At 70.0% G+C, this 26,999-nt stretch carries 23 protein-coding genes and 1 tRNA gene; 1 reads left to right on the forward strand and 23 read right to left on the reverse strand.

All coding sequences use genetic code 11. From position 1 onward, the window contains the following. Positions 1 to 11: 11 nt before the first annotated feature. From V7Z98_RS15205 to V7Z98_RS15285, 17 genes are all read right to left on the reverse strand, one after another. Positions 12 to 2,972 (reverse strand): PD-(D/E)XK nuclease family protein, encoded by a 2,961-nt coding sequence (locus V7Z98_RS15205; RefSeq protein ID WP_334158924.1) that lies wholly within the window; start codon positions 2,970 to 2,972, stop codon positions 12 to 14. Positions 2,973 to 2,976: 4 nt separating this feature from the next. Further along, the gene (gene fdxA, locus V7Z98_RS15210; protein WP_293265128.1) at positions 2,977 to 3,300 is read right to left on the reverse strand and encodes a ferredoxin FdxA; all 324 of its coding nucleotides are present in this window, start codon (positions 3,298 to 3,300) and stop codon (positions 2,977 to 2,979) included. 126 nt (positions 3,301 to 3,426) lie between these two features. Next, positions 3,427 to 3,840: a DsrE family protein gene (locus V7Z98_RS15215; protein ID WP_334158925.1), complete on the reverse strand. Its 414-nt coding sequence runs from the start codon at positions 3,838 to 3,840 to the stop codon at positions 3,427 to 3,429. Further along, positions 3,830 to 4,309 carry a glycine cleavage system protein H gene (locus V7Z98_RS15220; protein ID WP_334158926.1) on the reverse strand — a complete coding sequence of 160 codons (480 nt, stop codon included), beginning with the start codon at positions 4,307 to 4,309 and terminating at the stop codon, positions 3,830 to 3,832. The genes V7Z98_RS15215 and V7Z98_RS15220 overlap by 11 nt, the downstream gene beginning before the upstream one ends. Positions 4,310 to 4,390: 81 nt before the next feature. After that, positions 4,391 to 5,566, reverse strand: a complete 1,176-nt coding sequence (locus V7Z98_RS15225; protein ID WP_334158927.1) for a diguanylate cyclase domain-containing protein — start codon at positions 5,564 to 5,566, stop codon at positions 4,391 to 4,393. Positions 5,567 to 5,666: 100 nt separating this feature from the next. Further along, entirely contained in the window at positions 5,667 to 5,957 is a 291-nt protein-coding gene (locus V7Z98_RS15230) for a hypothetical protein (RefSeq protein WP_334158929.1), read from the reverse strand. A gap of 116 nt (positions 5,958 to 6,073) precedes the next feature. Next, a tRNA-Sec gene (locus tag V7Z98_RS15235) sits at positions 6,074 to 6,170 on the reverse strand. A gap of 114 nt (positions 6,171 to 6,284) precedes the next feature. Beyond that, a complete protein-coding gene (gene selB, locus V7Z98_RS15240; protein WP_334158930.1) occupies positions 6,285 to 8,249 on the reverse strand; it encodes a selenocysteine-specific translation elongation factor in 1,965 nt (654 codons plus the stop codon). Between the two features lie 6 nt (positions 8,250 to 8,255). Next, positions 8,256 to 9,725: an L-seryl-tRNA(Sec) selenium transferase gene (selA, locus tag V7Z98_RS15245; RefSeq protein ID WP_334158931.1), complete on the reverse strand. Its 1,470-nt coding sequence runs from the start codon at positions 9,723 to 9,725 to the stop codon at positions 8,256 to 8,258. A gap of 30 nt (positions 9,726 to 9,755) precedes the next feature. Next, the gene (gene fdhE / locus V7Z98_RS15250) at positions 9,756 to 10,706 is read right to left on the reverse strand and encodes a formate dehydrogenase accessory protein FdhE (RefSeq protein WP_293265142.1); all 951 of its coding nucleotides are present in this window, start codon (positions 10,704 to 10,706) and stop codon (positions 9,756 to 9,758) included. Positions 10,707 to 10,873: 167 nt separating this feature from the next. Beyond that, positions 10,874 to 11,500, reverse strand: coding sequence for a formate dehydrogenase subunit gamma (locus V7Z98_RS15255; protein ID WP_334158933.1), 627 nt, complete (start codon positions 11,498 to 11,500; stop codon positions 10,874 to 10,876). Then, positions 11,497 to 12,399, reverse strand: a complete 903-nt coding sequence (gene fdxH, locus V7Z98_RS15260) for a formate dehydrogenase subunit beta (protein ID WP_293265146.1) — start codon at positions 12,397 to 12,399, stop codon at positions 11,497 to 11,499. Before fdxH ends, V7Z98_RS15255 begins: the two co-directional genes overlap by 4 nt. A 10-nt stretch (positions 12,400 to 12,409) precedes the next feature. Next, positions 12,410 to 15,475 carry a formate dehydrogenase-N subunit alpha gene (gene fdnG / locus V7Z98_RS15265; protein ID WP_334158936.1) on the reverse strand — a complete coding sequence of 1,022 codons (3,066 nt, stop codon included), beginning with the start codon at positions 15,473 to 15,475 and terminating at the stop codon, positions 12,410 to 12,412. A 290-nt stretch (positions 15,476 to 15,765) separates the two neighbouring features. After that, on the reverse strand, positions 15,766 to 17,313 hold the full coding sequence (locus tag V7Z98_RS15270; protein WP_293265150.1) for a DHA2 family efflux MFS transporter permease subunit: 1,548 nt from the start codon (positions 17,311 to 17,313) through the stop codon (positions 15,766 to 15,768). Position 17,314: 1 nt separating this feature from the next. After that, positions 17,315 to 18,517: an HlyD family efflux transporter periplasmic adaptor subunit gene (locus V7Z98_RS15275; protein ID WP_334158937.1), complete on the reverse strand. Its 1,203-nt coding sequence runs from the start codon at positions 18,515 to 18,517 to the stop codon at positions 17,315 to 17,317. Next, a complete protein-coding gene (locus tag V7Z98_RS15280; RefSeq protein WP_334158939.1) occupies positions 18,510 to 20,075 on the reverse strand; it encodes an efflux transporter outer membrane subunit in 1,566 nt (521 codons plus the stop codon). Before V7Z98_RS15280 ends, V7Z98_RS15275 begins: the two co-directional genes overlap by 8 nt. Positions 20,076 to 20,144: 69 nt before the next feature. After that, positions 20,145 to 20,849, reverse strand: a complete 705-nt coding sequence (locus V7Z98_RS15285; protein ID WP_334158940.1) for a pirin family protein — start codon at positions 20,847 to 20,849, stop codon at positions 20,145 to 20,147. A gap of 94 nt (positions 20,850 to 20,943) precedes the next feature. Between V7Z98_RS15285 and V7Z98_RS15290 the strand changes: the two genes are divergently transcribed. Beyond that, positions 20,944 to 21,948 carry a LysR family transcriptional regulator gene (locus V7Z98_RS15290; protein ID WP_293265157.1) on the forward strand — a complete coding sequence of 335 codons (1,005 nt, stop codon included), beginning with the start codon at positions 20,944 to 20,946 and terminating at the stop codon, positions 21,946 to 21,948. Between the two features lie 80 nt (positions 21,949 to 22,028). Here the strand turns inward: V7Z98_RS15290 and arsB are convergent, their stop codons facing one another. From arsB to V7Z98_RS15320, 6 genes are all read right to left on the reverse strand, one after another. Further along, positions 22,029 to 23,099: an ACR3 family arsenite efflux transporter gene (gene arsB, locus V7Z98_RS15295; RefSeq protein WP_334158942.1), complete on the reverse strand. Its 1,071-nt coding sequence runs from the start codon at positions 23,097 to 23,099 to the stop codon at positions 22,029 to 22,031. 9 nt (positions 23,100 to 23,108) lie between these two features. Next, positions 23,109 to 23,522 (reverse strand): arsenate reductase ArsC, encoded by a 414-nt coding sequence (locus tag V7Z98_RS15300; RefSeq protein WP_334158944.1) that lies wholly within the window; start codon positions 23,520 to 23,522, stop codon positions 23,109 to 23,111. 126 nt (positions 23,523 to 23,648) lie between these two features. Further along, entirely contained in the window at positions 23,649 to 24,101 is a 453-nt protein-coding gene (locus tag V7Z98_RS15305; RefSeq protein WP_334158945.1) for an ArsR/SmtB family transcription factor, read from the reverse strand. A 133-nt stretch (positions 24,102 to 24,234) separates the two neighbouring features. Further along, positions 24,235 to 24,699 carry a hemerythrin domain-containing protein gene (locus V7Z98_RS15310; protein ID WP_334158946.1) on the reverse strand — a complete coding sequence of 155 codons (465 nt, stop codon included), beginning with the start codon at positions 24,697 to 24,699 and terminating at the stop codon, positions 24,235 to 24,237. Position 24,700: 1 nt separating this feature from the next. Next, entirely contained in the window at positions 24,701 to 25,933 is a 1,233-nt protein-coding gene (serA, locus tag V7Z98_RS15315; RefSeq protein ID WP_293265162.1) for a phosphoglycerate dehydrogenase, read from the reverse strand. A 64-nt stretch (positions 25,934 to 25,997) separates the two neighbouring features. Further along, a complete protein-coding gene (locus V7Z98_RS15320; RefSeq protein WP_334158947.1) occupies positions 25,998 to 26,804 on the reverse strand; it encodes a ferredoxin--NADP reductase in 807 nt (268 codons plus the stop codon). Positions 26,805 to 26,999: the final 195 nt, after the last annotated feature.

A 26,999-nucleotide genomic window follows, 5' to 3' on the forward strand; every position in this document is an offset into this window, starting at 1 on the left:
ATCATCCCGGGTCAGCCCCGGTGCGGGGTGCGGCACAGGCCGGCGGCCTCGCACCAGGCGCAGGCGCTGACGCTGCCGTGGGCCGGCAAGGGGGCGCGGGCGCGCATGTCGACGTAGGCCCGGGCGAGGCGCTCGGCCTGGGCTTCGCCGGCCTCCCCCGGGTCGCCCTGGACCGATACCTGGCCCACCTCCGCATCGTCCAGGGCCACGTAGGCCGCCTGGGAAACCGGAGGCAGATCGGCCGCTTCCAGCCCCGGGGCGGCAAGCCAGCCGTAGGCGGGCAGCTGCACGTCCTCGGGCAGGGCCTTCTTGAGGGCGTCGATGCGTTTCAGCTTGTAGTCGAACAGGGCAGTGCCCTCATCCGGGTGCACGTCGATGCGGTCGATGCGCCCCTTGAGGGTCACGGCACCGCCGTCGGCCAGGGGCAGCACCCGCTCGAAGGGCCGCTCGCCGTCCTGCCAGCGCCAGCCGGCGGCTTCCTTGCCGCGCTGCCAGTCCAGGTAGGCGGTGAGCCGGGCTTCCCAGCGCAGGCGCCAGGCCACCGACAGGTAGTGGTCCCCCACCACCGGGCGGAAGGCCTCGTCCACCGCCGCCTGGAGTTCGGCCAGGGCGGTTTCCGGCGCCAGGTCGGCGATGACCGGGTGGGCGCGGTGGAAGCCTTCCAGCACGCCGTGGATCAGCTCGCCGTAGCCGGCCTTGTCCAGCCCTTCGGCCACCTCGTCGGCCTCGCCCAGGCGCAGCACGCGGCGGGCGAAGAAACGGTAGGGGCAGGCCACCAGGTCGGCCAGGGCGCTCACCGTCAGCGCCTCGGGCAGGTCGTCCGGGGTGAGCACCGGGGCGGCCTGGGCCAGGGGCGCCGGCAGGGGTACCTGCGGCAGGTCGGCCAGGGTGGCCGGGGGCGGCGCCTCGGGCAGCCCCAGGGGCGGGCGCTTCAGGTCGTCGCCCCAGGCCAGGCGGTGCAGCAGGGAGAGACGGTCGAGGCAGGGGGCGAGCAGGCGGGCCTCGCCGTCCCGCTCCTCCTGCCAGGTCACCGCCACCCGGGGCACGGTGGCGACCAGCAGGGCCAGGTCGGCCTCCAGCCGGGCGGCGCCGTCCGGGGCGGGCAGGCCCAGTTCGCGGCGCACCGCCTGGTTGAAGTAGGCCGACTCGGGCCGGGGCGGGGCCAGCTGCTCGGCGTCGCCGCCGAGGATCAGGGCGCCGTCGAAGGGGCGCAGCAAAGCGGCGGCCAGGTGGGTCATGACCACCGGACTGACGATGGTGCGGTCGCGGAAGGTCTCGGCCTCGCATTCCCGGTCGAGCCACTGGCGGAAGTCCGACAGGGTGAAGGGCAGGGTCTCCCCGGCCAGTTCCTCGGCCCGGGTGGCGAGCAGGGTGAGCAGGGCCTCGCCGGCGGCGTCGCCGGACAGGTGGTCCAGGGCGGCCAACCCCTCCAGGGCCCAGGTGAAGCGCTTGATCCACTCGGGCAGGGGCGCCGGACGGCGGCCGAGGCGGTTCACCGCCTCCTCGATGCGCACCAGCAAGTCCTGGGCGGCGGCCAGGGCCGCGTCGTCGGCGGCAGGCAGGCCGCCACCCTCGCCGGCGGCCTTGGCCAGCCGCTCGGCTTCCAGGCCCAGGGCACGGCGGAAGCGGTCCAGGCCGGTGCGCACGTTGGCCCGGGCCACGGCTTTTTCCAGCGCCGTGGCGGCGGCCTCGCGGCGGCCGGCGGGCCAGTCGGCCAGGGCGAAGGGGGATTTGGCCAGGTCGAGCACGTCCCGGTGGTAGGCGCCGCCCTGCCCCGCGCCCATTCCCGCCCCGCCGCGGTGGCGGCCGGCCTGGCCCAGGGCCACTTCGAGCAGGCTGTCGGCCAGGGTGGCGGCCCGGGCGGTGGAAAGCTTCCAGCCGGTTTCGTCGGCGACGCGCACGCCGTAGCGTTCCAGCAGGGCGCGCACGCGCCGGGCGGTGAGGCGGTCCTGGGCGATCAGGGCCAGGTGGGTGCGCCCTTCCCCCAGCCAGGCCAGCACCTGGGCGGTGGCGGCCCGGGCCTCGGCCTCCCGGCCCCGGGCGGGGATCAGGGCGAGGCGCCCGGCCAGGGGGGCGGCGGCATCGGGGGGAACCGGCAGGGCCGCGGCGATGGCCCGGGCCCGGGTGGCCAGGGGGGGCACTGTATTCGCTGCCTCCGCCCCATCCGGGGATTCCCCGCGTCGCGGCATCGGCCAGGCGGCGGCAAGAATGCGGGGGATGGCGCGGGTGGCGTCAGCGGCGCCAGGAGTGTCCGGCGCGCCCGCCATGCCGTCCCGGTCCGCCGGACGCAGCACGGTGAGGGGCGCGCGGCGGGCGTAGGCGGCGAGGAACTCGGCCTCGGCGCCTTCCCAGGGGCGTTCGCACACCACCACCAGGGGGCGGCTGGCGGATTCGGCCAGGGCGCCCAGGCGCAGGGCGTGGGCGGCGGCGCTGTCGGGACGGGGGTCGTCGCTCAACACCCGCCACAGCTCGTGCACCAGCCGGGCTTCGAGGGCCAGGGGCTGGCTGGCGGTGAGGCGGTAGGCGCTTTCCAGCCGGGCGACAAAGTCGTCGGCGCTGCCGGGCAGGCGCACGGCGTGGGCGGTAAGCTCGTCGAACAGGGTGAGCAGCTCGGCGGCCACGTGCCACAGGGCCCGGTCGTGGAACCAGGGCCGGCCGGCCAGGGCTTGGCGCAGCAGCAGCAGGCGGGCCGAATCCGGCAGGGGTGCGGGGCAGCCTTCGGGCAGGGGCTGGGCGGCGGCGAGTCGGGCCAGGGTGTCGCAGCGGGGCAGAAGGATCGGCCGGCCGGCGGCCCGGGCGATGGCGCGGCGCAGCTCGCCGGCCAGGTGCAGGTTGGGGGCGATCACCCAGCCCAGACCGGGATCGGCGCCGGCGGCGGCGAAGGCGTCCAGCACAAAGACCGCCGCCCGGTCCAGGAAGTCCGGGCCGGGCGGCAGGGTGTGGAGCGCGGGAGTGGCGTCGCGCAGGGTCAAGCGGTCAGCGCTCCAGGTGTTGGAGCTTATCCGGGGTGCCGTTCCAGTCGTCGGCGTCGGGCAGGGAATCCTTCTTCTCGGCCAGCACCGGCCACTGCTTGGCCAGCTCGGCGTTGAGGGCGATGAACTGGATCTGGGCCTGGGGCACATCGTCCTCGGCGTAGATGGCCTCGGCCGGACATTCGGGGACGCAGATCGAGCAGTCGATGCACTCGTCCGGGTCGATCACCAGGAAGTTGGGCCCCTCGTGGAAGCAATCCACCGGACAGACATCCACGCAATCGGTGTATTTGCACTTGATGCAGTTGTCGGTGACGACGAAGGTCATGACCGTTCTCCCGGAGTGGCGCCAAGGGCGCGGTAATGGTTGTGACGAACGGGACTATACCCCAGCCGGGAAGCGGCCGCATCGGCAGCAATGCCGATGGCGAGTCCCGATGGCGAGCCGGCCCGCTCAGAAGGTCAGGGTGCGCCAGTCCGCATCCAGGGTACGGCCGATGAAGGCGGCGGCGCCGGCCTGGGCGGTGACTTCAAGGCGCAGCTCGGCGGCGGGCAGTCCCTGGGCGGCCATGGCCGTGGGGCAGGCGTACATCTTCACCCCCAGGGCGGCCGCCTCGCGCAGGAAGTGGACGACGCTCTTGCCGGCAGCGTTGGCCTCGCCGGCGGCGGCGTACAGGGTTTCGGCGACGCCGGCGCGCAGCAGCTCCACCGCCCGGGCGGTGAAGTACATCTCCACTTCGGCGTCGAAGGCCGCCGCGGTGGCGGCGAAGTAGAAGGGGGTGGCGCAGCGCTGGGGCGCCTCGGGTTCGGCGGCCCAGACCAGGATGGCCAGGCGCTGCGGCGCCGTGCGCTTCGCCTCAGTAGTCACGCAGGTGCTCCATGGTCAGCGGTGGAGTGAAGGTGGCCGGGTCGGTGAAACCGTAGACGTCCATGATGCGCTCGAACTCACCCCGGGCCTCGGCGTAGGACAGCAGGGCGCCCCGCTGCCCCTCCCAGTCGAGGGGGGCCAGGCGGGCCAGCCAGACGCCGTAGGGGTCCTTGTTGAGGGGCGCGGCGAGGGGGTCCAGGGCCGGGTTGGCGTCCACCATGCGCACCGCCAGGGGGGTCTTGATCGGAAAGACGGTCTTGCCCGCTTCGAGCAGGGCGAAGGAGCGGCCCGGGTCGAGTTCGACCCCCAGGGGCTTGGGCGAGAACAGGATGATCTCGCCGGACAGGGCCAGGCCCAGGGGGGTGATGCCGACGGTGAGCAGGCCATCGTCGCCGCGGCGAAACCACAGGTGGTTCTCGGGCCAGTAGAGCAGGTCGTCGGGAAAGGTGCAGCCGCGCAGTTCGGACATGGGAGGGACAGTGAAAAGCCGGCGCGAACGCCGGAAGATGAGGCAGGGAGCCATTGTGCCGGGGAACCGCCCCCGGGGAAATCAGCGCGCCGCCCGGGGCGGGGCCTGGCGGTAGCAGTTCTTGCCGGCGGCCTTGGCCGCGTACATGGCTTCGTCGGCTTCGGCGACCAGCAGGTCCGGATCGCCGCCCACCGCCATGGCGATGCCGATGCTGGCCCCGACCCGGGCGTCCGGACAGTCCGCCAGCAGGGGCCGCTGGACGGACATGCCGAGGCTGTCGATCAGCCGCTGGGCCAGGCGGGCGGCATCCTGGGCCGAAGCCACCTCGGGCATCAGCACGGCGAACTCGTCCCCGGCCAGGCGGGCCAGCACGTCGCTCTCCCGCACCAGGCGGCGGAAGCGGAGCGCCACCTCCTTGAGCATGGCGTCGCCGGCCTCGTGGCCGAACCGGTCGTTGACCGCCTTGAAGCCGTCCAGGTCGATGAACAGCAGGGCCAGGGGCCGGCCGCGGCGCCCCGACTGGGCCCCCAGGCGCACCAGCCAGTCCATGAAGTAGCGGCGGTTGGGCAGGCCGGTGAGGGCGTCGTGGGTAGCCTCGTGGGCCAGGCGGTCCCCCAGGGCGCGCTTGCTGCGGATTTCCTGGGAAACGGCCCAGTAGGTGCCGATCAGGCCGAGCAGGGTCATGCCGCCGAACAGCATCAGGCTGAAGCGGGACTGGCTCGCCCGCTCCTTGCTGTCGGCGATTTCCTGGCGCAACTCGTCCCGCTTGGTGTGGTAGGGCAGGCCGATCACCACCCGCAGCCGGTCCATCAGTTCCTTGCCCTGGTGGCTGTCCACCACCCGCATCGCCACCTCCAGCCCCTTGGTATTGCGCAGATGGATGGTGAAGGCCAGCTCGGTCATCTTTTCCCGGCGCAGGCTGTCCATCTCGTCGAGGAGCGGCAGCCACTGGGGATCGTCGTCCAGGCGGTCGCGCAGGTAGGTGGCCAGTTCCTCCTGGTGGCGCACGGCGCGGAAATAAGGCTCCAGGTAGCCGGCCTCGCCGGTGAGCAGGTAGCCGCGCTGACCGGTCTCGGCGTCGCGCAGGTTGCCCAGCATCTGCTCCAGGGCGAGCAGGGTCTCGTTGATGCGCAGGATGCGCTGCTCGCTCTCCAGATAGGCGCGCCCGTCCTTCACCGCAAACCAGGCCGAGGTGGCGAATACCGCGAAGCCGATCACGAAGGCAGCGAAGATGATCCGTTCGAGGGGCAGGCGCATGGCGGAGGGGCGAAAGTGTCTGGCGAAAGCTGGCAGGGCGGACGGCAGGCTAGGCAATTGGCCCTGCCGCGTCAATCCGGCGGCCCCGCCTCACCCGGCATCAGGCATCGGGCGCCCGCGGCCGGGCGGCCAACCAAGCCTCCAGGTCGCACCGTTCGATGAAGGTTTCCTGGGGGTTGATGTTGCCCGGCAGCTGGTGGCCTTCCCACTGTTCCGAGGCCCAGCGCTTGACGTTGGCGTGCAGCTCGCCGTGCTCGATGGCCTGGGCCAGGGCCCGGGCGGCGTCGTGGGCGGACAGGCCGATACCGGCCATGGCCAGGGCGGCGTCGTGAAGGCTCAGGGCAGATGCTGGCACGGGGGTGGTGCGCGGTTCGCGCGTCGAGGTTTCCATCGCGTCCTCCTTTCGGCGTCCGGGTCGGTGCCCCGGTTGCCAGGATAGACCCGGCGGCGGGCCGATGGTGCCGCGGCACCGCGCCCTTGTGACCCAATTCACGGCGTTGGAGGAAGTGGCGGAAGGGAATGGGAGTCGAACCCACCTGGGACCGGCTGACGGCCCCATCCGGTTTTGAAGACCGGCCGCCCCACCGGGGAACGCCGCCCTTCCGCATTGTCGCCATGGCGCACACTGCCTTGCCGCCACACCGTGACACCGCCGAAGCGGATGGCACGCCGTCGGCGCGCCCGCCTCCGCTACCACTGGGCAGCGGGAGGCCGCATTCTACCTGACCGGCGGCTCGCCCCGAAGCCCGTGGGACTGGGCCGCGCCGGTGCCGATGCGGCGGGTGTAGCCGACCCGGTCGAAGAATTCGAGAATCTGGATGGCCCGCTTGCGCCCCAGCCCGGTGGCATCGCGGAAAGCGGCGGCCTTGATCGATCCGCCCTCCCCCGCCGCCAGGGATTCGGCGATGGCCACCAACCGGCGCAGGGCCTCGGGAGCGTAGAACAGGTCCTTGACCACCTGGAACACCTCGCCCCGGGCCGCCAGCTTTTTCATCAAGCGGCGCGCCTCGGGTTCCGGCGCCCCCAGCCGAGCGGCGATGTCGCGCACCCAGGGTGGGTCGAAGGATTCGTCGAGCAGCCAGGGCAGCAGCTTGTCGGCCTGCTGGCGCTCCCGGGCGTCCAGTTCCACCGTGTGTTCCGGCAGGTGCCAGGCGGCGCCGGAGAGGACGACGCGACCGGCGCCACGCAGGGTTTCCAGCAGATCGAGGAAGGCCGCCGACGCCAGTTGCGGCAGGGCCATGCGGCGCAGGCGCTCCCGTTCCACCCCCACTTCGTCGGCGAAGGCCTCGTGGTGCGCCCCCAGGCGGGCCACCACCACTTCCTGCAACGCCTGCCAGCGCAGGGCGGCGAAGGCCCGACCGGCCCGGGGCGAGAGCACTGCCTCAGCCGGCAGGGCCAGGCCCTCCGGGGCCAGGTTGTGGGCGGCGGCCAGTTCGGCCAGTTCCACGCCCCAGGGGGCGGCCTCGATCAGGGCCTGGAGGCGCCGCTCGGGGTCGGGGATTTCCAGGGCGGCCAGCACCGCCAGCCGCTCCGGGCTCTTGCGTCGCCGCGCCGGACCGAAGGGGTCCAGGGCCACCGCCCCGCCCAGGGTGTGCTGGGCGGCGCCGTCGCGCAGCACCAGCCGGTCGCCATGGCACACCGCCAGGGGATGGTCGAGCACCAGCTGGGCGTAGGTGGATTCGCCCGGGGCCAGGGTGCCGGCCTCGTTGAGCAGGGCCACCCGGGCGGTGCCGTGGGCGGCGCCGTGGTGCACGTGCACGGCAGTCCAGTGGCTCAGGGGACGGGGCGTATCGGCGAGCAAGGCAAGGCGCACATCCACCCGGGTGCGCTCGGCCGGGCGGGCGAGGAAGTCCGCCACCAGCCAGTCGCCCCGTTCCACGGCGCCGTGGTCGATCCCCACCAGGGCTAGGGCCAGGCGCTGGCCGGCGTGACCGGACTCGGCTGGCCGGTTGTTGGCGTGCAGGCTGCGTACCCGCACCGTTGCCGCCAGCCCTCGCTCCGGGGCGAACACGGTGAGCTTGTCGCCGACCCGCACCCGGCCGGCGAAGGCGGTGCCGGTGACCACGGTACCGGCGCCGGCCAGGGCGAAGCTGCGGTCGATGGCGAGGCGGAAGCCCCGGCCATCCACCTTGTCCCGCGCCGCACCGGCATCTTCGCCCTGGGCCAGCAGCCAGGCCTTGAGGGCCGCCACGCCCGGGTCGGCCGGGCCGTTGGCGGCGGCCACCGGGAAACAGGGCGAACCGGCCAGGGGCGTGCCCGCCAGCAGGGCGGCCACCTCCCGCTCCACCTGGGCGATGCGGGCAGCGTCCACCCGGTCGCACTTGGTGATGGCGACGCAGCCCCGGGCGATGCCGAGCAGGGTGAGGATGGCCAAGTGCTCCCGGGTCTGGGGCATCACCCCGTCGTCGGCGGCCACCACCAGCAGGGCCAGGTCGATGCCGGCGGCGCCGGCGAGCATGGTGGGGATGAATTTCTCGTGGCCCGGCACATCGATGAAGCCGAAGTCGGCAGCATCCCCGGCCCCCCCCTCCCCCGCCGCCCCATCCGGCAGGTAGGCGTAGCCGAGCTGGATGGAGATGCCGCGGCGTTTTTCCTCGGGCAGCCGGTCGGTGTCGACGCCGGTCAGGGCGCGGATCAGGGTGGTCTTGCCGTGGTCGATGTGGCCGGCGGTGCCGATCAGCATGGCGGGTTACTTTCCTGAGACGAATTGAGCGACGAACTGGGCAACGAAACGGGCCTCGTCCTCCGGGCGCAGGCAGCGCAGGTCGAGCCACAGGGCGTCATCCTGGAGCCGGCCGACCACCGGCTGGGGCAGGCCGCGCAGGGCTGCTTCGAAGCGCTTGAGGCGGCCGCCGGCGCCCTTCTTCTCGGTCGGGGCGATCACCAGGGCGGTGGACGGTAGGCGCTCCACCGGCAGGGAACCGGAGCCGATCTGGGAGGCGGTATCGCGTAGATCGAGCATCCACGCGCCTTCCAGGGCAGGGGCCAGGGCGTCGCGGAGGCGTTCGGCCTGGGCGCGGATGTCGGCGGCGGAGCGGGCGAGCAGGCGCAGGGTGGGCAGGGTGTTCGTGAGCCGATCCGGGTCCCGGTACAGGCGCAGCACCGATTCCAGGGCCGCCAGGGTCAGCTTGCCGACGCGCAGGCAGCGCTTGAGGGGGTTCTTTTTGATTCTGCCCACCAGGTCGCGGCGGCCGACGATCAGGCCGGCCTGGGGGCCGCCCAACAGCTTGTCGCCGGAGAAGGTGACCAGATCGGCGCCGTCGGCCAGGGCCTCTTGCGGCAGGGGTTCCTTGGGCAGGCCGAGGCGGGTCATGTCGGTCAGGGCGCCGCTGCCCAGGTCCTCGGCGAAGGGCAGGCCGTGGCGGTGGGCCAGGGCGGCCAGTTCCGCGGTGCCGACGCTCTTGGTGAAGCCCACCACGGCGTAATTGCTGGTGTGGATCTTCATGATCAGGCCGGTGCGCGGGGTGATCGCCGCCTCGTAGTCGGCCAGGTGGGTGCGGTTGGTGGTGCCCACCTCCACCAGCTTGGCGCCGGCCCGCTTCATGATGTCCGGCACGCGGAAGGCGCCGCCAATCTCCACCAGCTCGCCCCGGGAGACGATCACTTCCTTGCCCTTGGCCAGGGTGTTGAGCAGCAGCAGCACGGCGGCGGCGTTGTTGTTGACCACCGTCACCGCCTCGGCGCCGGTGAGTTCCTGGATGAGCGGATTGACCAGGTCGTCGCGGTCGCCGCGGCCGCCGCTGGCCAGGTCGTATTCCAGGGCGGCGGGGTGGATCAGGGCCTCGGTCAGGGCGGCGATGGCCGACTCGGGAAAGAGGGCCCGGCCCAGGTTGGTGTGCAGCACCGTGCCGGTGAGGTTAAACACCGGGCGCAGGTGAGGCGTGGCCCGGGCGGCCAGGCGGCCCCGGGCTTCGGCGAGCAGTTCGGCGGAGGTGACGGCCGCTGCGGCGCCGGCGCGGATGCGCTCCCGGGCGGATTCCAGGGCGGCGCGCAGGGCGGCGGTGGTTTCCTGGCGGCCGTGGGCCTCGAGGAGATCGCCGGCGGCGGCCAGCAACTGGTCGGTGGAAGGCAGAGTGCGGAGGGTGGTGGCGACGGCGGCGGTATTGACGTTGCCCGCCGCCGGCTGCCCTTCCCCACGGCCATGGACCATGGACGTCATGGGGGAATCCTTATCGAAAGGGTCGAAAGATCAGGGGGCGAAGTAGAACAGGTTGCGCCCGGCGCGCTGGTAACCGGCGTCGTCCACCAGCATGTCGAGCATGAGGGTGGCCAGGTCGTCGGCGAAGGGCTCGGCGTTGGGGTCCTTTTCCAGGGACACCAGTTTCAGGGCCGATTTGCACTCGTCGCAGGTTTCCACCTGGACGGCCTTGAAGCGGTCGGCCCCCTCCCCGTCCAGGGCCGAGTAGGCGATGCCTTTGGTGCTCTGGCAGGGCACGCATTTGATGCGGGTGACGTGCCATTCGCTGGCGCACAGGCCGCACACGGCATAGCGCACGCCGTGGCCGCCTTCGCCGATGCGCACGATGGACGACACCGGATGGCTGCCGCACACCGGGCACAGGCTGCCTTCCTCACGCACGAACACGTCGCCGGCCTCCAGGGCACGGGCGCGGCGGGTCCAGTCCACTTGCAGGGCAGCGCCGATGAAGGGGGCATAGCCGGTGTCGAAGCCCGGCTCGGCCTTGAGGATGAGGCGCGCCTCCTTGGCCAGCGCATCGGCGCCCAGGCCTTTGAGGCGGGCGATGATGTCCCGAGCCGGAGCCGGGGCGAATGTCTGGGCTTCTTCGAGAATGAGGGCCAGGGCCTGGCCGAAGGCGCCAAAGGCCGAGGCGTCCAGGTCGCCGCCCTGGGCGTCGAGGAGCGGCATGCCGTGGCTGCGGCAGCGTTCGGCGAGGGCGGCATCGGGCCGGGCGGCGGGCTTGAGGGCAGCCAGGGCCCGGTCCTGCACCGCGATCAGCCGGGCGCAGAAATTCAGGTACTCGCCCATGGCGTGGCCCCGGGCCAGGGAAGTGAGGCGCGCCGCCCGGGTGGCGAACAGGTCGGCCGGAGGCAGGCGCAGGGTGTCGGGGGCCGGGGCGCGCTGGGCGGCGATTTCTTCGGCCGAAAGAACGGACTTGATGGGGATGGTGGTGGCAGTCATGGCGGCAGTCGGGGCGTCGCTCGGGAAGGCGATGGAAGTCTAATTGTCGTCGTAAAAGCCGCGGCGCGGAATCGGGCGATTCCGCGCCGCGGACGAGGCCCGCACAAAGCGGGCCCGGACATGGGCAGAAACACCGCGCCGGAGGCGATCCGGTGCGGGCCGGCGGCTTACTTGCCGGTCATTTCCTTGTACCAGGCGCGGTGGTGCTGCTTGGCCCAGGGCCGGGTCACCGTACCGTACCACATGGCGCGGATGGTGCCCTTGACCCAGATGGCGGCATACACGTGGACGAAGATGAGGGCGATCATCACCGCCGCCACCGCCGCGTGCACCACGGCCCCCAGGCGCACCACGCCCACCGGGAAGAACCCGGAGAAGTAGGCGCGCCAGATGAGGATGCCGGAGACGAACAACAGCGCCATGCAGACCACCAGCGCCCAGAACAGTATCTTCTGGCCGCCGTTGTACTTGCCCATGATGGGCATGTTGTGGTCGTCGCCGTTAACCATCTCCTTAGCCCGCTTGAGCCACTCCCAGTCGGTCGGGGTCATGACGTTGAGCTTCCAGAAGCGCACCGCCATGGCGGCGAAGGACACCGCCATCAGCACCCCGAGGAAGGGGTGCAGGATGCGGGTCCACACGCCGCCGCCGAACAGCATGGAGAGCGGCCAGAAGGCCGGGTGGAACAGCGCCAGGCCGGACAGGGCGATCAGGATGAAGCTGATCCCCACCACCCAGTGGTTGGCCCGCTCGGAGGCGGTGTAACGCTGCAGGTCGTTGGGATCGCGCTTCATTGCTTACCCTCCTCTTCCAGTTCCTTCTCGACTTCCTTCTCCGTTTCCTTGGATACCTCGTTGGGCCCCTTGGTGACGTAGTGGAAGAGGCTGCCGATCGCCACGGCGGCCAGCCCCAGGGTGGCCAGGGGCTTGGTGACCCCCTTCCACAGGGAGACCATCGGGCTGATGGCCGGATCGGTCGGCAGGTCGTGGTACAGGCCCGGCTTGTCGGCGTGGTGCAGCACGTACATGACGTGGGTGCCCCCCACCCCTTGCGGGTCGTACAGGCCGGCGTTGCCGTAGCCCCGTTCCTTGAGCTCGACCACCCGCTCCTCGGCGATGTCCTTCATGTCCTCCTTGGACCCGAAGGAAATGCAGCCGGTGGGGCAGACCTTGACGCAGGCCGGCTCCAGACCCACTGCCACCCGGTCGGAACACAGGGTGCACTTGTACGCCTTGTGGTCCTTCTCGGAGATGCGGGGCACGTTGAACGGGCAGCCGGTGATGCAGTAGCCGCAGCCGATGCAGTTTTCCTGCTGCATATCGACGATGCCGTTGGCGTACTTGATGATGGCGCCGGGCGACGGGCAGGCCTTCAGGCAGCCGGGGTCCTCGCAGTGCATGCAGCCGTCCTTGCGGATCAGCCACTCGAGGCCCCGTTCCTGGGACTCGACCTCGCTGTAGCGCATCACCGTCCACGAGTTGGCGGTGAGGTCGCGGGGGTTGTCGTAGGTGCCGTGGTTCTCACCCACTTCGTCGCGGACGTCGTTCCACTGCATGCACGCCACCTGGCAGGCCTTGCAGCCGATGCACTTGGTGACGTCGATCAGCTTGGCGACTTCCAGGGTCTTGCGGATGCCGGGCGGCGGCGTGGTGGTCGCCGAGCGGGCCGCGATGTCTAGAGATTGCAAAGGCATGGCGGTCTCCTCAGATCTTCTCGACGTTCACCAGGAACGACTTGAATTCCGGCGTCTGGCTGTTGGCGTCGCCCACGAACGGGGTCAGGGTGTTGGCGATGTAGCCGTTCTTGGCTACCCCCTTGAAGCCCCAGTGGATGGGAATGCCCACCTGATGCACGACCTTGCCGTCCACCGTGATCGGCATGATGCGCTTGGTCACCACCGCCACGGCCTTGATGTAGCCGCGGTTGGAGCTGACCTTGACGCGGTCGCCGGCCACGATGCCCTTCTCCTTGGCCAGGCCCTCGCCGATCTCGACGAACTGTTCCGGCTGGATCACGGCGTTGGATTCCACCTGCTTGGTCCAGTAGTGGAAGTGCTCGGTGAGACGGTAGGTGGTCGCCGGGTAAGGGAACTCCTTGGCCTTGCCGAACGCTTCCATGTCGCCCTTGAACACCCGGGCGGCCGGGTTGTTGCGGGCCTTGGGGTTGTTCGGGTGCATCAGGTTCACCTCGAGGGGCGACTCGAACGGCTCGTAGTGCTCGGGGAACGGGCCTTCGTTCATGCCGCCCCGGGCGAAGAAGCGTGCCACGCCCTCCGGGTTCATGATGAAGGGGCCCATGCCGTCCTCGGGGGCCGAGTCGACCTTGAAGTCGGGCACGTCGGAACCGGTCCACTTGGTGCCGTCCCACCAGATCTGCTTGCGCTTCGGATCGAAGGGCTTGCCGGAGGGGTCGGCGGAGGCGCGGTTGTAGATGATGCGCCGGTTGGCCGGCCAGGCGAAGGACCAGTTGAGGGTCTGGCCGTTGCCCCAGGGGTCGGAGTTGTCGCGGCGGGCCATCATGTTGCCCTTTTCCGTCCAGGCGCCGGAGAAGATCCAGCAGCCGCAGGCGGTGGAGCCGTCGTCGCGCAACTGGGCGAAGCCGTCCAGCAGTTCGCCGCCCTTCTTGACCACCTTGGTCGAATCCTTGGGGTCGAGCAGGTCGACGAGGGCCTTGCCGTTGTACTCCTTGGCGATTTCCTCGGGGCTGGGCGAATCCGGAATCTTGTAGCCCCAGGTGAGGTTGAGGATCGGGTCGGGGAAGGCCCCGCCATCCTTCTTGTACATCTCCTTCAGCTTGAGGAACAGGCCGGCCATGATCTCCTGGTCGGTGCGCGCATCGCCCGGGGGCTCGGCGCCCTTCCAGTGCCACTGGAGCCAGCGGCCGGAGTTGGTGATGGAACCGTCCTCCTCGGCGAAGCAGGTGGAGGGCAGACGGAACACCTCGGTCTGAATCTCGGCCGGGTTCACGTTGTTGAACTCGCCGTAGTTCTTCCAGAACTCGGAGGTGTCGGTGGCCAGCGGGTCGATGATCACCAGGAACTTCAGCTTGGACAGGGCCGCGCCCACCTTGGCCTTGTTGGGGAACGAGGCCAACGGGTTGAAGCCCTGGGCGACGTAGCCGGTCATCTTGCCCTGGTGCATCAGCTCCATGACCTGCAGCACGTCGTAGGTCTTGTCCAGCTTGGGCAGGTAGTCGTAGGCGAAGTTGTTGTCCTTCGTCGCGGCGTTGCCGTACCAGGCCTTGAGGTTGCTGACGAGGAACTTGGGGAAGTTCTGCCAGTAGCTCATCTGCCCCGGCCGCATCGGCTTCTGGGTGCGGGACGCCAGGTAGGCCTGGAAGTCCTGCTCCTTCTCGCCCGGCAGGGTCATGTAGCCCGGCAGCAGGTTGGAAAGCAGCCCCAGGTCGGTCAGGCCCTGGATGTTGGAGTGGCCGCGCAGGGCGTTCATGCCGCCGCCCGCCTTGCCGATGTTGCCCAGCAGCAGCTGCACCATGGCGCCGGTCCGGATCATCTGGGAGCCGGTGGAGTGCTGGGTCCAGCCCAGGGCGTACATGATGGTCATCACCCGGTTCGGCGCGGCGGCGGAGCCGATCATCTCGCACACCGTGAGGAACTTGTCCTTGGGGGTGCCGCAGATCTTTTCCACCAGTTCCGGCGTGTAGCGGGAGAAGTGGGCCTTCATCAGGTTGAAGACGCAACGGGGGTGCTGGAGGGTCGGGTCGGTGACGACGTAGCCGTCCTTGCCGATCTCGTATTCCCAGGTGCTCTTGTCGTACTTGCGCTTGGCCTCGTCGTAGCCGGAGAAGAAGCCGTTCTCGAAGGCATAGTCCTCACGCACGATGAAGGTCATGTCGGTATACGACTTGACGTACTCGTGGTGAATCTTGTCGTTGGCGATGAGGTAGTTGATGACGCCGCCCAGGAAGGCGATGTCGGTGCCGGTACGGATGGGGGCGTAGAAATCCGCCTGGGAGGCCGAGCGGTTGAAGCGCGGGTCCACCACGATCAGCTTGGCTTTGTTGTGCTGCTTGGCTTCCACCACCCACTTGAAACCGCAGGGGTGCGCCTCGGCAGCGTTGCCGCCCATGATGAGCACAACGTCAGCGTTCTTGATGTCCGTCCAATGATTGGTCATCGCGCCGCGGCCGAACGTCGGGGCAAGACTTGCCACCGTGGGGCCGTGTCAAACGCGAGCCTGGTTGTCGAACGAAAGCATCCCCAGGCTACGGACCACTTTGTGGGTCAGGTAGCCGGATTCGTTGCTGGAAGCGGAAGCGGCGAGGAAACCGGTGGTCAGCCAGCGGTTGACGGTCAGTCCGTCGGCGGTCTTGGCGACGAAGTTGGCGTCGCGGTCGGCCTTCATCAGCTTGGCGATGCGGGTGAACGCTTCATCCCAGGAAATGCGCTTCCACTGGTCGGAACCGGCTTCGCGCACCTCGGGAAACTTCAGGCGGTTCTTGCTCTTGACGAAGTCGAGCAGGCCGGCGCCCTTCGGGCACAGGGTGCCGCGGTTGACCGGATGGTCCGGGTCGCCTTCGATGTGGATCAGCTCGGAATGGGCGTTTTTGGCCCGATCCCCCAGGCTGTACAAGATGATCCCGCAACCCACCGAGCAGTACGGACAGGTGTTGCGGACCTCCGTGGTCCGGGCGAGTTTGAAGTGGCGGGTCTCGGCCATGGCGGCGGTGGGCGAGAAGCCCAGCACGGCCATGGAGGATCCGCTCACACCCGCGGCGCAGACCTTGAAGAACTGGCGCCTTGAGAGTTGCATTTCCCCTCCTTTTGGGTCGTTAACAACGCGTGATACAGCCTTGTAACTGCAACAAACGTGCCGCTGCCCGAACCCGGCCAAACGGACTGCCAAATCAACCAGTTGCCGGGGTCATAGGCCCTACGGGACAAACTGTCTCGGACAAAATGTCGCAATCCGTGACTTTTTGTCCTAATCGCAACTTAGCAGACATCCAGCGAAATAACGAGCCCAATAACGCGGCCGGCCCGCCGGAGGATCAATCTCCATGCGGGCCGGGGCGTCATCGAAGAGCGATGAAAATTACGCTTTTACTCCATCGGTGGAGGCGCCGCGGCAGCCTTCACCGGCTTGGTCAGCCACACCAGCACCGACAGGCCGACGAACATCATCGCCGCCAGGGTGAAGGCGTCCAGGGTGGCCTTGGTCACCGCCTGCTGGTTGAGCAGGCGCTCCACCGTGCCCAGGGCCTGGGCGGCACTCATGCCCAAGTTCTGCAACCCGGCCAGGGCGCTGTTGAAGGGATCGTTGACGATGGTCATGCGCTCCGCCAGCTCCGAGTGGTGCACCGCCGTCTTATGGTCCCAGTAGGCCACCGTCAGCGAGGTGCCGAAGCTGCCCCCCAGTACCCGCAGGAAGGTGGCCAGGCCCATGGCCGAAGCCATGTGGCCGGGCGGCACCCGGGAAACGATGATGGTGGTCAGCGGGGCGAAGAAGCAGGCCAGGGCGATGCCCTGGACGAAGCGCGGCTGGGCCAGGTGCCAGGGATCGACGCCCGGGGTCAGGTGGCTCTGCCACCAGAAGGTGAAGGCGAACACGGCGAAGGCCAGGGTCACCATCCAGCGCAGGTTGAGGCGGGCCATGTTCTTGCCGATCAGGGGCGCCAGGATCACCGGCAGCACGCCGATGGGCGCCGAAACGATACCGGCCCAGGTGGCGGTGTAGCCCAGGGTGGTCTGCAACCACAGGGGGAACAGCACCACCCCGCCCATGAAGGTCATGTAGCCGAGGCTGATGGCCAGGGTCCCGAAGGCGAAGTTGGGCTCGCCGAACAGGCGCAGGTCCACCACCGGGTGCTCGTCGGTCAGCTCCCACACCACCAGCAGCGCCAGGCCCAGGGCGGCGATCACCCCCAGGGCGATCACTTCGGGGGATTCGAACCAGTCCAGCTCGTTGCCCTTGTCGAGCATCAGTTGCAGGGCGCCGACGCCGATCACCAGCAGGGCCAGGCCGATGCGGTCGATGGGCACCTGGGCGGTGCGGCTCTCCCGGGTCTTCAGCACCGGCCAGGACAGGGCCACGGCCAGGATGCCCACCGGCACGTTGATGAAGAAGATCCACGACCAGTGGAAGCTGTCGGTGATCCAACCGCCGAGCAGGGGCCCGGCGATCGGCCCGACCACCGCCACCATCATCGAGATGGCCATGGCCATGCCGCGCTGGTGGGGTGGGTAGGCGCCGAGCATGAGGCTCTGGGCCAGGGGGAACATGGGCCCGGCGGCCAACCCCTGGAGCACCCGGGCGAAGATGAGGAATTCCAGGCTCTGGGAAAAGCCGCACAACAGCGAGGCGGCGACGAAGGCCAGGGTCGCCACGGTGAACATGCGCACTTCGCCAAAGCGGCGGGCCAGCCAGCCGGTGAGCGGCAGGGCGATGGCGTTGGCCACGCCGAAGGAGGTGATCACCCAGGTACCCTGGGATGCGCTCACCCCCAAGTCGCCGGCCAGGGTGGGCACGGCCACGTTGGCGATGGTGGTGTCCAGCACCTGCATGAACACCGCCAGGGACAGCGAAAAGGTGATGAGCCCCCGCGCCCCGCCTTCCAGGGGCGGGCGGTCGTCGTGATGGGCGGCGGCCATGTCAGCCCTTCGCGCCGGCCGCCGAACGATCGGCCCGCTCAGACTCTTTCAGCTCCTTGCGCACCCAGGCCCGTGCCTCGTCCTCGGCGTTCTTGAGCACCTGCTCGTCGCCGGCGGCCGGCTGGGGCGCCTGGGCCGGGGCGGCGGTGGGCAGCAGGGGGCCGCTGCGGTCCTTGGTGTTGACCGTCACGTTCATCGACAGGCCGACCCGTAGCGGATACTTGGCCACGGTCTCGGGCTTCAGAGCGATGCGCACCGGCACCCGCTGGGTCACCTTGATCCAGTTGCCGGTGGCGTTCTGGGCCGGCAGCAGGGCGAAGGCCGCGCCGGTGCCGGCGCCGATGCCGACCACGGTGCCTTCGTACTCGACACTGCTGCCGTAGACGTCCGCCTCCAGGGTCACCGGCTGGCCGATGCGCACGTTCTTCAGCTGGCTTTCCTTGAAGTTCGCCTCGACCCAGGCGCCGCCCAGGGGGGTGAGGGTCAGCAGGGGCTGGTTGGGGGCCACCACCTGGCCGGGCTGTGCCGCCTTCTTGGCCACCACGCCGGCCACCGGGGCGGTGATCGTGGTGTAGGAGGCGTTCAGGGCCGCCTGGGTGTAGCGGGCCACCGCCGCTTCCACCCGGGGGTGGTTGGCCAGGGGTCCGTCGCCCAGGGCGGCGCTCACCGCGTCGCGCTCGCGCTCGGCAGACTGGGTGCGGGCCTCGGCCAGCTGCACCGCCGACTTGGCGTGGGCCAGTTCCTCGGCGGACACGGTGCGGTCGGCGGCCAGGGGGGCACGGCGTGCCAGATTGTCGCGGGCCTCGTCCAGCTCCAGTTTGCGGGCGGACACCTGGGCGGCCAGGCTCTTCTCGCGCTCCTTCGTCTGGGCCAGGTCGCGCACGGTTTCCAGCAGTTCGGCCTTGGCCCGGGCCAAGGCGACGCGCACGTCCCGGTCGTCGAGGCGCACCAGCCACTGGCCGGGCGTCACGCCGTCGGTCTCGCCCACGGCCACGGCCTGGACGGTGCCGGCGATGCGCGCGGCGACATTGACCGAATCGGCCGCCACGTAGGCGTTGTCGGTGGTTTCCCGGTAGCGGCTGACGGTGAAGTACCACACCGCCACGCCGACGGCGCCGAGCAGGAAGGCCCCCGCCACCAGGCGAACGCCGCGTTTGCGCGCCGAGGAATTGCCGTTGGAGCCGTTGTTGTTGTGTTCAGCCATGATGATTGTCCTTGGGGGAGACAAGAGTCGCCGGACGTTCTGCGCCGTCGGCGGACGACGAAAGGGGGGAAGAGGTGGAGGGGGTGGAAGACGCGGCCGGGGCACCGTCGCCGGGCTGGCGGTAACCGCCGCCCAGGGCGCGCACCAGGGCCACGTCGGCGGCCAGGCGGCGGGTGTCGGCGGCCAGGCGCTCCTGCTCGGCCTGGAGGGCCCGGTAGCGGGCGTCCCAGGCCGCCGGGGCCGGGTCCAGGCCGGCGGCGACGCGGCGCTCGGCGCGGCGGGCCACTTCGTCCTGGCGCACCGCAGCGCCGGCCAGGGCCTGGGACTGGCGGCTCTCGCCGTCCAGGCTGGCGGCGGCGCTGACCGCTTCGCGCAGGGCGGCGGCGGCCCCCTGGCGCAGGGTGGCCAGGGCTTCGTCGGTTTCCGCGTCGCGCAGGGCCACGGTGGCCGCCCGGGTGCCGCCGTCGAGGACCGGCAGGGTCAGGAACGGCCCCAGGCCGTAGGTGCCGCTGGAGCCCTTGAGCAACTGGTCGAAGGTCAGGGTCTGGAAACCGAGCAGACCGGACAGGGACAGCTGGGGCAGCCGGTCCGCCTTGGCCGAGGCCCGGGCGTGGACCGCCGCTTCCCAGCGGGCTTCCATGGCCGCCAGGTCGGGACGGCGCAGCAGCAGTTCGGCGGAAAGGTCGGCGGGCAGGCCGGCCCGGTCGGCCACCGGCAGGGGGCGCGGCGCCAGATTAAGGTCCGGGGCCGCGCCGGCCACCTCGGGCTTGCCGCTGGCGCACAGTTCGGCGAGCACCGCACGGTCGGTCTGGATGCGCGTGGCCAGGGCGGCGCGGCGGGCCGTCTCCTGCTCCTGGCTGGTTTCGCGCAGCAGGCGCTCGGTGGCCGGTGACAGGCCTGCGGCGACGCGGCGCCCGGCGGCGGCGGAAAGGTCGGCCACCAGAGCCTGGCGCGCCTCCACCAGGCGCAGCTCCTGCCAAGCGGCGAGCAGGTCGAAATAGACGGCCGCCACCCGGGACGACAGCCCCAGGGCTGCCAGGTGGGCCTCGGCCTCGGCGGCCCGGGCCTGGCCCAGGCGGGCGGCCACCGCTTCCCGGTTGCGCCCCCACAGATCCAGGTCCCAGGAGAGTTCGAGGGCGGCCAGGCTGTCGGTCTGCGGATGCTGGGCCAGGTAGGACGGGAAAATATAGTTCTCGGAATACTTGATCCGCTCGGCGGACACCTGGGCGCCCACTTGCAGGCTGTCGCGGCCGGCCAGGGCGTCGGCCTGGCGGCGGGCCTGCTCGACCCGCGCCCGGGCGGCGTCCAGGGAGGGGTTGCCGGCCAGGGCGGCGTCGATCAGGCGGTCCAGTTGGGGGTCGCCGTAGCCGCGCCACCAGCCGGCCTGGGGCCAGGGACGGGCGGGCTGGGCCGAGGCCTGGGCCACGCCGGCGGCGGAATAGGCCAGGGGCGGCTGTCCCGGGGACACCACGGCGCAGCCGCCCAGGGCCGCAGCCAGGCCCAGGGCCATGGCCGCCGCCAGGGGGCGCGGACGGGGCGAGGAGAGGAATCGGTTCATCGCGTCGGTCACTCCGAAGAAGCGAAAACGTTAAAGCGGTGGATCGGGACGGTGGCGCGCAGCGCCGGATCAGTCGGCGGGAGGCAGGTCGAACACCAGCACTTCGGCCCCGTCCTCCAGGGCGGCCAGTTCCAGTTCAGGCTCGGCGCCGATGCGGGCACCGTCGCCAGGCCCCAGGACCAGGCCGTTGAGGGTCAGGCGCCCCCGGGCCACATGCACATAGGCAAGCCGCCCGGGCAGCAGGTTCAGGGTTTCGCCCTGGCCGGCGGCAAAGCGTCCGGCATAGACGCGCACGTCCTGGTGCACCCGCACCGCCCCGGCGCCGCCTTGGGGCGAGGCCACCAGGGCCAGCCGGCCGGTACGCGCCGGCAGGGCGACCTGCTCGTAGCCGGGCGCCAGGCCGCGCACCGCGGGTTCGATCCAGATTTGCAGAAAGTGCGCCGGCTCGGTACGGGACGGGTTGTATTCGCTATGCAGGATGCCCCGGCCGGCGCTCATGCGCTGCACCTCGCCGGGGCGGATCACCGAGCCGGTGCCCAGGCTGTCCCGGTGTTCCAGGGCGCCGTCGAGGACGTAGCTGATGATCTCCATGTCCCGGTGCCCGTGGGTGGGGAAGCCCTCACCGGGCGCCACCGTGTCGTCGTTGATGACGCGCAGGGGCCCCCAGCCCATGTGGACCGGGTCGAAATAGTCGGCAAAGGAAAAGCTGTGCCAGGAATCGAGCCAGCCGTGGTTGGCGTGGCCCCGTTCCTGGGCGTGGCGCAGGGTGATCATGACAGCCCCCGGTAAAAGCGAGGGGCCATGATCCTCCCTTTACTAGGGCCGATAAAGCCACCAATATGGGATACATTGTTTCATTGGAGCAACAATGCCCTCCCCCATCCCGCCGGCCTTCCTGCCCGCGCCCAACACCGAATTGCTGCGCGACATGGCCCTGTTCGTCGAAGTGGCGCGGCAGCGAAGCTTCACCGCGGCAGCAGCGGCCCTGCGCCTGCCCAAGTCCACCCTGTCGCGGCGCATCACCGCCCTGGAACGGGAGGTGGGCGTCCAGCTTCTCACCCGCACCACCCGGCGCATCGACCTGACCGTGGCCGGCAGCGACTACTTCGAGCGGGCCAGCAAGCTGGTGGACGAGGCCCACGCCGCCCACGCCCAGCTCCAGGACCTGCGCGACTCGCCCCGGGGGCAATTGCGGGTGTCGATGCCGGTGGAGTTCGGCGTGCTGTGGATGGCCCCCTACATCGCCGCCTTCGCCCAGCGCTACCCGGACATCACGTTCGACCTGGACCTGTCGCCGCGCCGCACCGACGGCATGGAAGAGCACTTCGACGTGGCGATCCGCATGGGGCTGCCCTCGGACGCCAACCTGGTGGTGCGCCAGCTCGCCGCCGTGGGCCGGGCACTTTACGCCAGCCCGGCCTACCTGGCCGAGCGCGGCACCCCGGGCCATCCGGCAGAACTGGCCCTGCACGAATGCCTGCGCATCACCATGGTCCGCCCCGAAACCACCTGGAGTCTGTGCCGGGAGGGGGAGCGGGTCACCGTGGGCATCGGCGGGCGCTGCACCATGAACAACATCAGCATGGTGCGGCGGCTGTGCCTGGAGGGCCTGGGCATCGCCGTGCTGCCCCTGCCCCTGGTCCAGGACGACCTGCTCGGCGGCCAGCTGGTGCCGGTGCTGGCAGACTGGAACATGCCGCCGATGCCGGCCTACGCCCTGCTGCCCTCCCGGCGCGTGCCGGCCCGGGTGCGGGTGTTCCTCGACTTTCTCAGCGAACGGCTCGAAGCCCAGGCCGACGAAATCCGCCAGGGCCAGCGGCAGCGCCCGTCCCCCGCCTCGGAACACACCCGGCACCTGTCCGGGCTGCGCTGATTCCAGTCACCGCCCTTGGCTTGGCCGCCGGCGTCCAGGCCCCCACTCAAAAGCAGCCGTTGCGGCGGGCTCCTGTCCGGTCAGCGGGCTTCGTACCAGCCCTTGGACCCATTCACGACCTTCACCACCAGCAGCATGACCGGCACCTCGATGAGGACGCCAACCACCGTTGCCAAGGCCGCTCCCGATTCGAAGCCGAACAGGCTGATGGCCGCGGCCACCGCCAGCTCGAAGAAGTTGGAGGCGCCGATCAGGGCAGAGGGGCAGGCGACGTTGTGCTTCTCGCCGACCACCTTGTTCAGCCAATAGGCCAGGGCCGAGTTGAAGAAGACCTGGATGAGGATGGGCACGGCCAACAGGGCGATGACCAGGGGCTGCTTGAGGATGGCCGCCCCCTGGAAGGCGAAGAGCAGCACGAGGGTGACCAGCAGGGCCGCGATGGACCAGGGGCCGATCCTGGCCATGGCGGCATCGAACGCCGCCTGCCCCTTGGCCAGCAGCGCTTTGCGCCAGAGCTGGGCCAGGGCGACCGGAATCACGATGTAGAGAACGACCGAGGTGATCAGCGTGCTCCAGGGCACCGTGATGGCCGAGATTCCCAGCAAGAACCCGACGATGGGGGCGAAGGCGAACACCATGATCGTGTCGTTCATGGCCACCTGGGAAAGGGTGAACAACGGGTCGCCGTTGGATAGCCGGCTCCAGACGAACACCATGGCGGTGCACGGCGCCGCCGCCAGAAGGATCAGGCCGGCGATGTAGCTGTCCAGCTGCTCGGCCGGCAGCATCGGCGCAAACAGGTTGCGCACGAAGAGCCAGCCCAGGAAGGCCATGGAGAACGGCTTCACCAGCCAGTTCACGAACAGGGTGACGCCGATTCCGCGGACATGCTGCCTCACCTCATGCAGGGCGCCGAAATCGACCTTCACCAGCATCGGGATGATCATCACCCAGATGAGCAGCCCGACGGGCAGGTTCACCTGGGCGACTTCCATGTGGCCGATGGCCTGGAATAGGCCCGGGGCCGCCTGGCCGGCGACGATGCCGACCACAATGCAGAGAAACACCCAGACCGTCAGGTAGCGTTCGAAGACACTCATGGGCGCGCCGGTGGCCACTTTGGCGGTCACTTCACATTGCACGGCAGACATTGCAGCTCCTCACAAATCCAGGGCTGCGCGGACCGCCGGCACCAGACGGGCGCAGATGTCGTCGCGGACGGCGACGAAGCTTTCCAGCGGCTCGCCATGGGGATCGTGGAACCCGACGTGGATGCGCTTCACCGGCCGGGGAAAAATGGGACAGGTTTCTTTGGCGTTGTCGCAGACGCTGACCACCAGGTCGATGTCCTGGTCCATGACGGACTCGACAGTCTTGGGGTACAGCCCGGCGGTCGGCAGCTTGGCGAGTTGCAGCGCCTCGATGGCGCCGTCGGCCACCTTCGGTTGCGGCGCGGTGCCGGCGGAGATGGCGCGCACGAGGCCGGCCAGATCGTGGTTGAGGATGGCCTCGCCCATCTGGGAGCGGCAGGAGTTGCCCGTGCATAGCACCAGGACCGTCTTGAGAGTGCTCATGTGTGTTCCGCTGTACTGGGTGTGAGGATGACCGGGGGCGCCGTTCAGCCTTGGGTGCGGCCGATGTCGTCCAGCTGCTTCCGGAGCGACACGCCGGCCAATGGGCTCGCTCAGGGCGCCGTCCCCTCAGGGCTTGGCAATCTTGGCCCGGCGCTTCGCGGTCGTGGCGCAGGCCGCCGTTTTGGGGAGACAGGCCTCGCCCTGGCAGCAGTTGCTGGTCAGGAAGGCGATGAGTTCATCCATCGTCCCGTACTCGGCCGAGTAGTGGATGAAGCGGCTTTCCCGCTCCCCCTTGATGAGGCCGACCCGGCTCAGATGCGAGAGATGGAAGGACAGGGTCGCCCCAGGCAGGTCCAGCTTTTCGGCAATGGCGCTGGCGTTCATGCCTTCCGGACCGGCTTCGACCAAAAGGCGGAAGATGGCGAGGCGGGATTCATGCCCCAGGGCGGCAAGAAGTTCGGCGGCGTTCAAGGTTTCCATATTTCCAATTTTATAGAAATATGGAAACGTATCGATGAAGGTTTTGTTACGACGCCCTCGGCGCTCCGGTGAAACGCAGGGCTGTTTGGCGAAAGGCAAGGATTGGCGGGCCTGACCAGCCGCCCCCGCCCGCACCGATCTGCCGGCGCCACCGTCAGGCGGCTATGCATGTCATAGCCAGCGTTGCCCATGAGGGGCCGACGGACAAGGGCGCCGCACCGCTACCGTTGCATCAGGCCATCCGGCAGGCTCGTGCGATCCGGGACGCTCCGGAATCCAGCTCCCCCGCCGCCAGTGCGTCGGCCACGCCGCACGCCTGGGCGGCTTCGAACAGCTCCCGCTCCTCGAAGCGCACGTGGTCGCCGAGCAGCTCGCCGAAGCGGCGCAGTGCCTCGCCGTCGGGGGACGGGCCGTCCAGCGAGGCGGCGAGTTCGTGCAACTGGCGGTGCTCGTCCAGGGTGCGCGCCACCAGGGCCGCGTTGCCGGTGCCCCCGGCGGCGGCCAGGGCAGGCAGCAGGACGTCTTCTTCCACGGCGAAGTGGGGGCGCAGCTCGTCCCGGTAGCAGGCCAGCGCCCGCCCGGCCACGGCGCGGACTTCGGCCGGGCCGGCCTGGATCGCCCGCCGGGCGGCCAGGGAAAGGGATAGGGCGCCGTGGTGCTCCCGGGACAGGGCAAGCAGGGCGGGATGGCGCTTCATGTCAGTAGAGCAGCCGGCAGCGGATGGTGCCGTCGATGGCGTTGAGTTCGTCCAGGGCGATCTGGCTGGCGTTGGCGTCCACGTCGATGACCACGTAGCCCACGTCGGCGGTGGTCTGCAAGAACTGGGCGGCGATGTTGATGCCGGCCCGGGAGAAGCGTTCGTTGATCTGGGCCAGGACCCCCGGGACGTTGCGGTGGATGTGCAGTAGGCGGCACTTGCCGGTGTGTTCGGGCAGTGACACCTCGGGGAAGTTCACCGCCGAGGCGGTGGAACCGTTGTTGCTGTAGCGGATCAGCTTGGACGCCACCTCCAGGCCGATGCTGGCCTGGGCCTCGGCGGTGGAGCCGCCGATGTGGGGGGTGAGGATGACGTTCTCGAAGCCGATCAGGGGCGAGACGAAGGTGGCGTCGTTGCCCTTGGGCTCTTCCGGGAAGACGTCGATGGCCGCGCCCTGCAGGTGTTGCCGCTCCAGGGCCGCCACCAGGGCGTCGATGTCCACCACCGTGCCCCGGGAGGCGTTGATCAGCACCGCGCCGGGCTTCATCCGCGCCAGTTCGGCGGCCGCGATCATGTTGCGGGTGGCCGGGGTTTCCGGCACATGCAGGCTGACCACGTCGGCCGCCTCCAGCAGCTCGTCCAGGGTGGCGGTGGGACGGGCGTTGCCCAGGGCCAGTTTGGCCTCGATGTCGTGGAAGATCACCGTCATGCCGAGCTGTTCGGCGAGCACGCCGATCTGGGTGCCGATGTGGCCGTAGCCGACGATGCCCAGGGTCTTGCCGCGCACCTCGTAGGAATGGGCGGCGCTCTTCACCCAGCCGCCCTGGTGCAGGACGGCGTTCTTGGCCGGGATGCCGCGCAGCAGCATGATGATCTCGCCCAGCACCAGTTCGGCGACGCTGCGGGTGTTGGAGAAGGGAGCGTTGAACACCGGCACGCCAAGGCGGGCGGCGGCGGTCAGATCGACCTGATTGGTGCCGATGCAAAAGCAGCCCACCGCCACCAGCTTGGGGGCCTGGGCCAGCACCTCGGCGGTGAGCTGGGTGCGGGAGCGGATGCCGATGAAATGGGCGTCGGCAATGGCCGCCACCAGGTCGGCGTCGGTGAGGGCCTTGGCGTGGCTCACCACCTGGGTGTAGCCGTCCCGGGCCAGGGCATCCACGGCGTTGGGGTGGATGCCTTCGAGCAGGACGAACTTGACCTTGTCCTTTTCCAGCGAGAGTCGGGCTGTCATGGTCGCGCTCCTTTGCGTTTGTATCACTTACGTTTGTATTCGTTGGCGGCGGCAGACCCGGGGCCTACCAGTAGTTCTCGAAAGCCATCTGGCCGGCGATGCCGCGCCGGCCGGTGGCGAAGCCCCGCTCGCGCAGCAGGCCGCGCATCTCCAGGGCCATTTCCGGGTTGCCGCAGACCATCACCCGGGCCGTGGCCACGTCCAGGGGGGCGCCCGCCGCCGCTTCCAGCCGGCCGTCGGCCACCAGGTGCGGGATGCGCTCGGCCAGGGCCGTGGCGCCGGGCTCCCGGGTGACCACCGGCAGGTAGGTCAGCCGGGCGCCGCCTTCGGCCAGCAGGGGATGGTCCGGCAGGGCGGCGATCTCGTCCCGGTAGGCCAGTTCGGCGGCCTGGCGCACGCTGTGCACCAGCACCAGCCGCTCGAAGCGCCGCCACACCGCCGGGTCGCGCAGGATCGAAATGAACGGCCCCAGGCCGGTGCCGCTGGCGATCAGCCACAGGTCCCGCCCCGGCGCCAGTTGGTCCACCGTGAGGAAGCCGTAGCTGGCCTTGTCCACCCGCAGGGTGTCGCCGACGCGCAGCCGCTCCAGCCCCACCGAGAACGCCCCTTCCGGCACCAGGATGGCGAGGAATTCCAGGTAGTCGTCGTAGGCGGCGGACACCACCGAATAGGGGCGCCACACCGTCTCACCGTCGCTGCCGTCCAGCCCCAGGCGGGCGTAGTGGCCCGGGGTGAAGCGGAAGGACGGGCTGCGGGTGGTGCGGAACGACAGCTGGCGGGGCGTCCAGGCCCGCAGTTCCAGCACCCGCTCGGCGGTCCAGCGTTCCTCGCCGGTGCCAGCGGCAAGATCGGGATCGGGACGGGCATCCATCGGCATGGCTCCTTGATGCGGGTGGAAAATCGAGACAACGGCGGCCGGGCCGGAGTTCGCCGACGGCAACGCGCCGCCCCTCCCCTCGGCTTGCGCCGCAGTGCCGGGGCCAACGCCGTCCAGACCGCACAGCCTTGACTGCTTTCCGCCACTCGCCAGGCATTCCTGGCGGCGGCGGTCAAAAGCTGTAAAATA

Source organism: Oryzomicrobium sp. (assembly GCF_036820405.1).
GTDB lineage: Bacteria > Pseudomonadota > Gammaproteobacteria > Burkholderiales > Rhodocyclaceae > Oryzomicrobium.

Excerpts from the sequence above, each read along its gene's own strand:
- V7Z98_RS15310 (WP_334158946.1), bottom strand. The coding sequence starts at position 24,699 with ATGAAGCGCCATCCCGCCCTGCTTGCCCTGTCCCGGGAGCACCACGGC.
- serA (WP_293265162.1), bottom strand. The coding sequence starts at position 25,933 with ATGACAGCCCGACTCTCGCTGGAAAAGGACAAGGTCAAGTTCGTCCTG.
- V7Z98_RS15290 (WP_293265157.1), top strand. The coding sequence starts at position 20,944 with ATGCCCTCCCCCATCCCGCCGGCCTTCCTGCCCGCGCCCAACACCGAA.
- fdhE (WP_293265142.1), bottom strand. The coding sequence starts at position 10,706 with ATGACTGCCACCACCATCCCCATCAAGTCCGTTCTTTCGGCCGAAGAA.
- selB (WP_334158930.1), bottom strand. The coding sequence starts at position 8,249 with ATGCTGATCGGCACCGCCGGCCACATCGACCACGGCAAGACCACCCTG.
- V7Z98_RS15275 (WP_334158937.1), bottom strand. The coding sequence starts at position 18,517 with ATGGCTGAACACAACAACAACGGCTCCAACGGCAATTCCTCGGCGCGC.
- fdxH (WP_293265146.1), bottom strand. The coding sequence starts at position 12,399 with ATGCCTTTGCAATCTCTAGACATCGCGGCCCGCTCGGCGACCACCACG.
- V7Z98_RS15220 (WP_334158926.1), bottom strand. The coding sequence starts at position 4,309 with ATGTCCGAACTGCGCGGCTGCACCTTTCCCGACGACCTGCTCTACTGG.
- V7Z98_RS15280 (WP_334158939.1), bottom strand. The coding sequence starts at position 20,075 with ATGAACCGATTCCTCTCCTCGCCCCGTCCGCGCCCCCTGGCGGCGGCC.
- selA (WP_334158931.1), bottom strand. The coding sequence starts at position 9,725 with ATGACGTCCATGGTCCATGGCCGTGGGGAAGGGCAGCCGGCGGCGGGC.
- fdxA (WP_293265128.1), bottom strand. The coding sequence starts at position 3,300 with ATGACCTTCGTCGTCACCGACAACTGCATCAAGTGCAAATACACCGAT.
- V7Z98_RS15225 (WP_334158927.1), bottom strand. The coding sequence starts at position 5,566 with ATGCGCCTGCCCCTCGAACGGATCATCTTCGCTGCCTTCGTGATCGGC.
- V7Z98_RS15285 (WP_334158940.1), bottom strand. The coding sequence starts at position 20,849 with ATGATCACCCTGCGCCACGCCCAGGAACGGGGCCACGCCAACCACGGC.
- V7Z98_RS15300 (WP_334158944.1), bottom strand. The coding sequence starts at position 23,522 with ATGAGCACTCTCAAGACGGTCCTGGTGCTATGCACGGGCAACTCCTGC.
- V7Z98_RS15255 (WP_334158933.1), bottom strand. The coding sequence starts at position 11,500 with ATGAAGCGCGATCCCAACGACCTGCAGCGTTACACCGCCTCCGAGCGG.
- arsB (WP_334158942.1), bottom strand. The coding sequence starts at position 23,099 with ATGTCTGCCGTGCAATGTGAAGTGACCGCCAAAGTGGCCACCGGCGCG.
- V7Z98_RS15270 (WP_293265150.1), bottom strand. The coding sequence starts at position 17,313 with ATGGCCGCCGCCCATCACGACGACCGCCCGCCCCTGGAAGGCGGGGCG.
- V7Z98_RS15320 (WP_334158947.1), bottom strand. The coding sequence starts at position 26,804 with ATGGATGCCCGTCCCGATCCCGATCTTGCCGCTGGCACCGGCGAGGAA.
- V7Z98_RS15230 (WP_334158929.1), bottom strand. The coding sequence starts at position 5,957 with ATGGAAACCTCGACGCGCGAACCGCGCACCACCCCCGTGCCAGCATCT.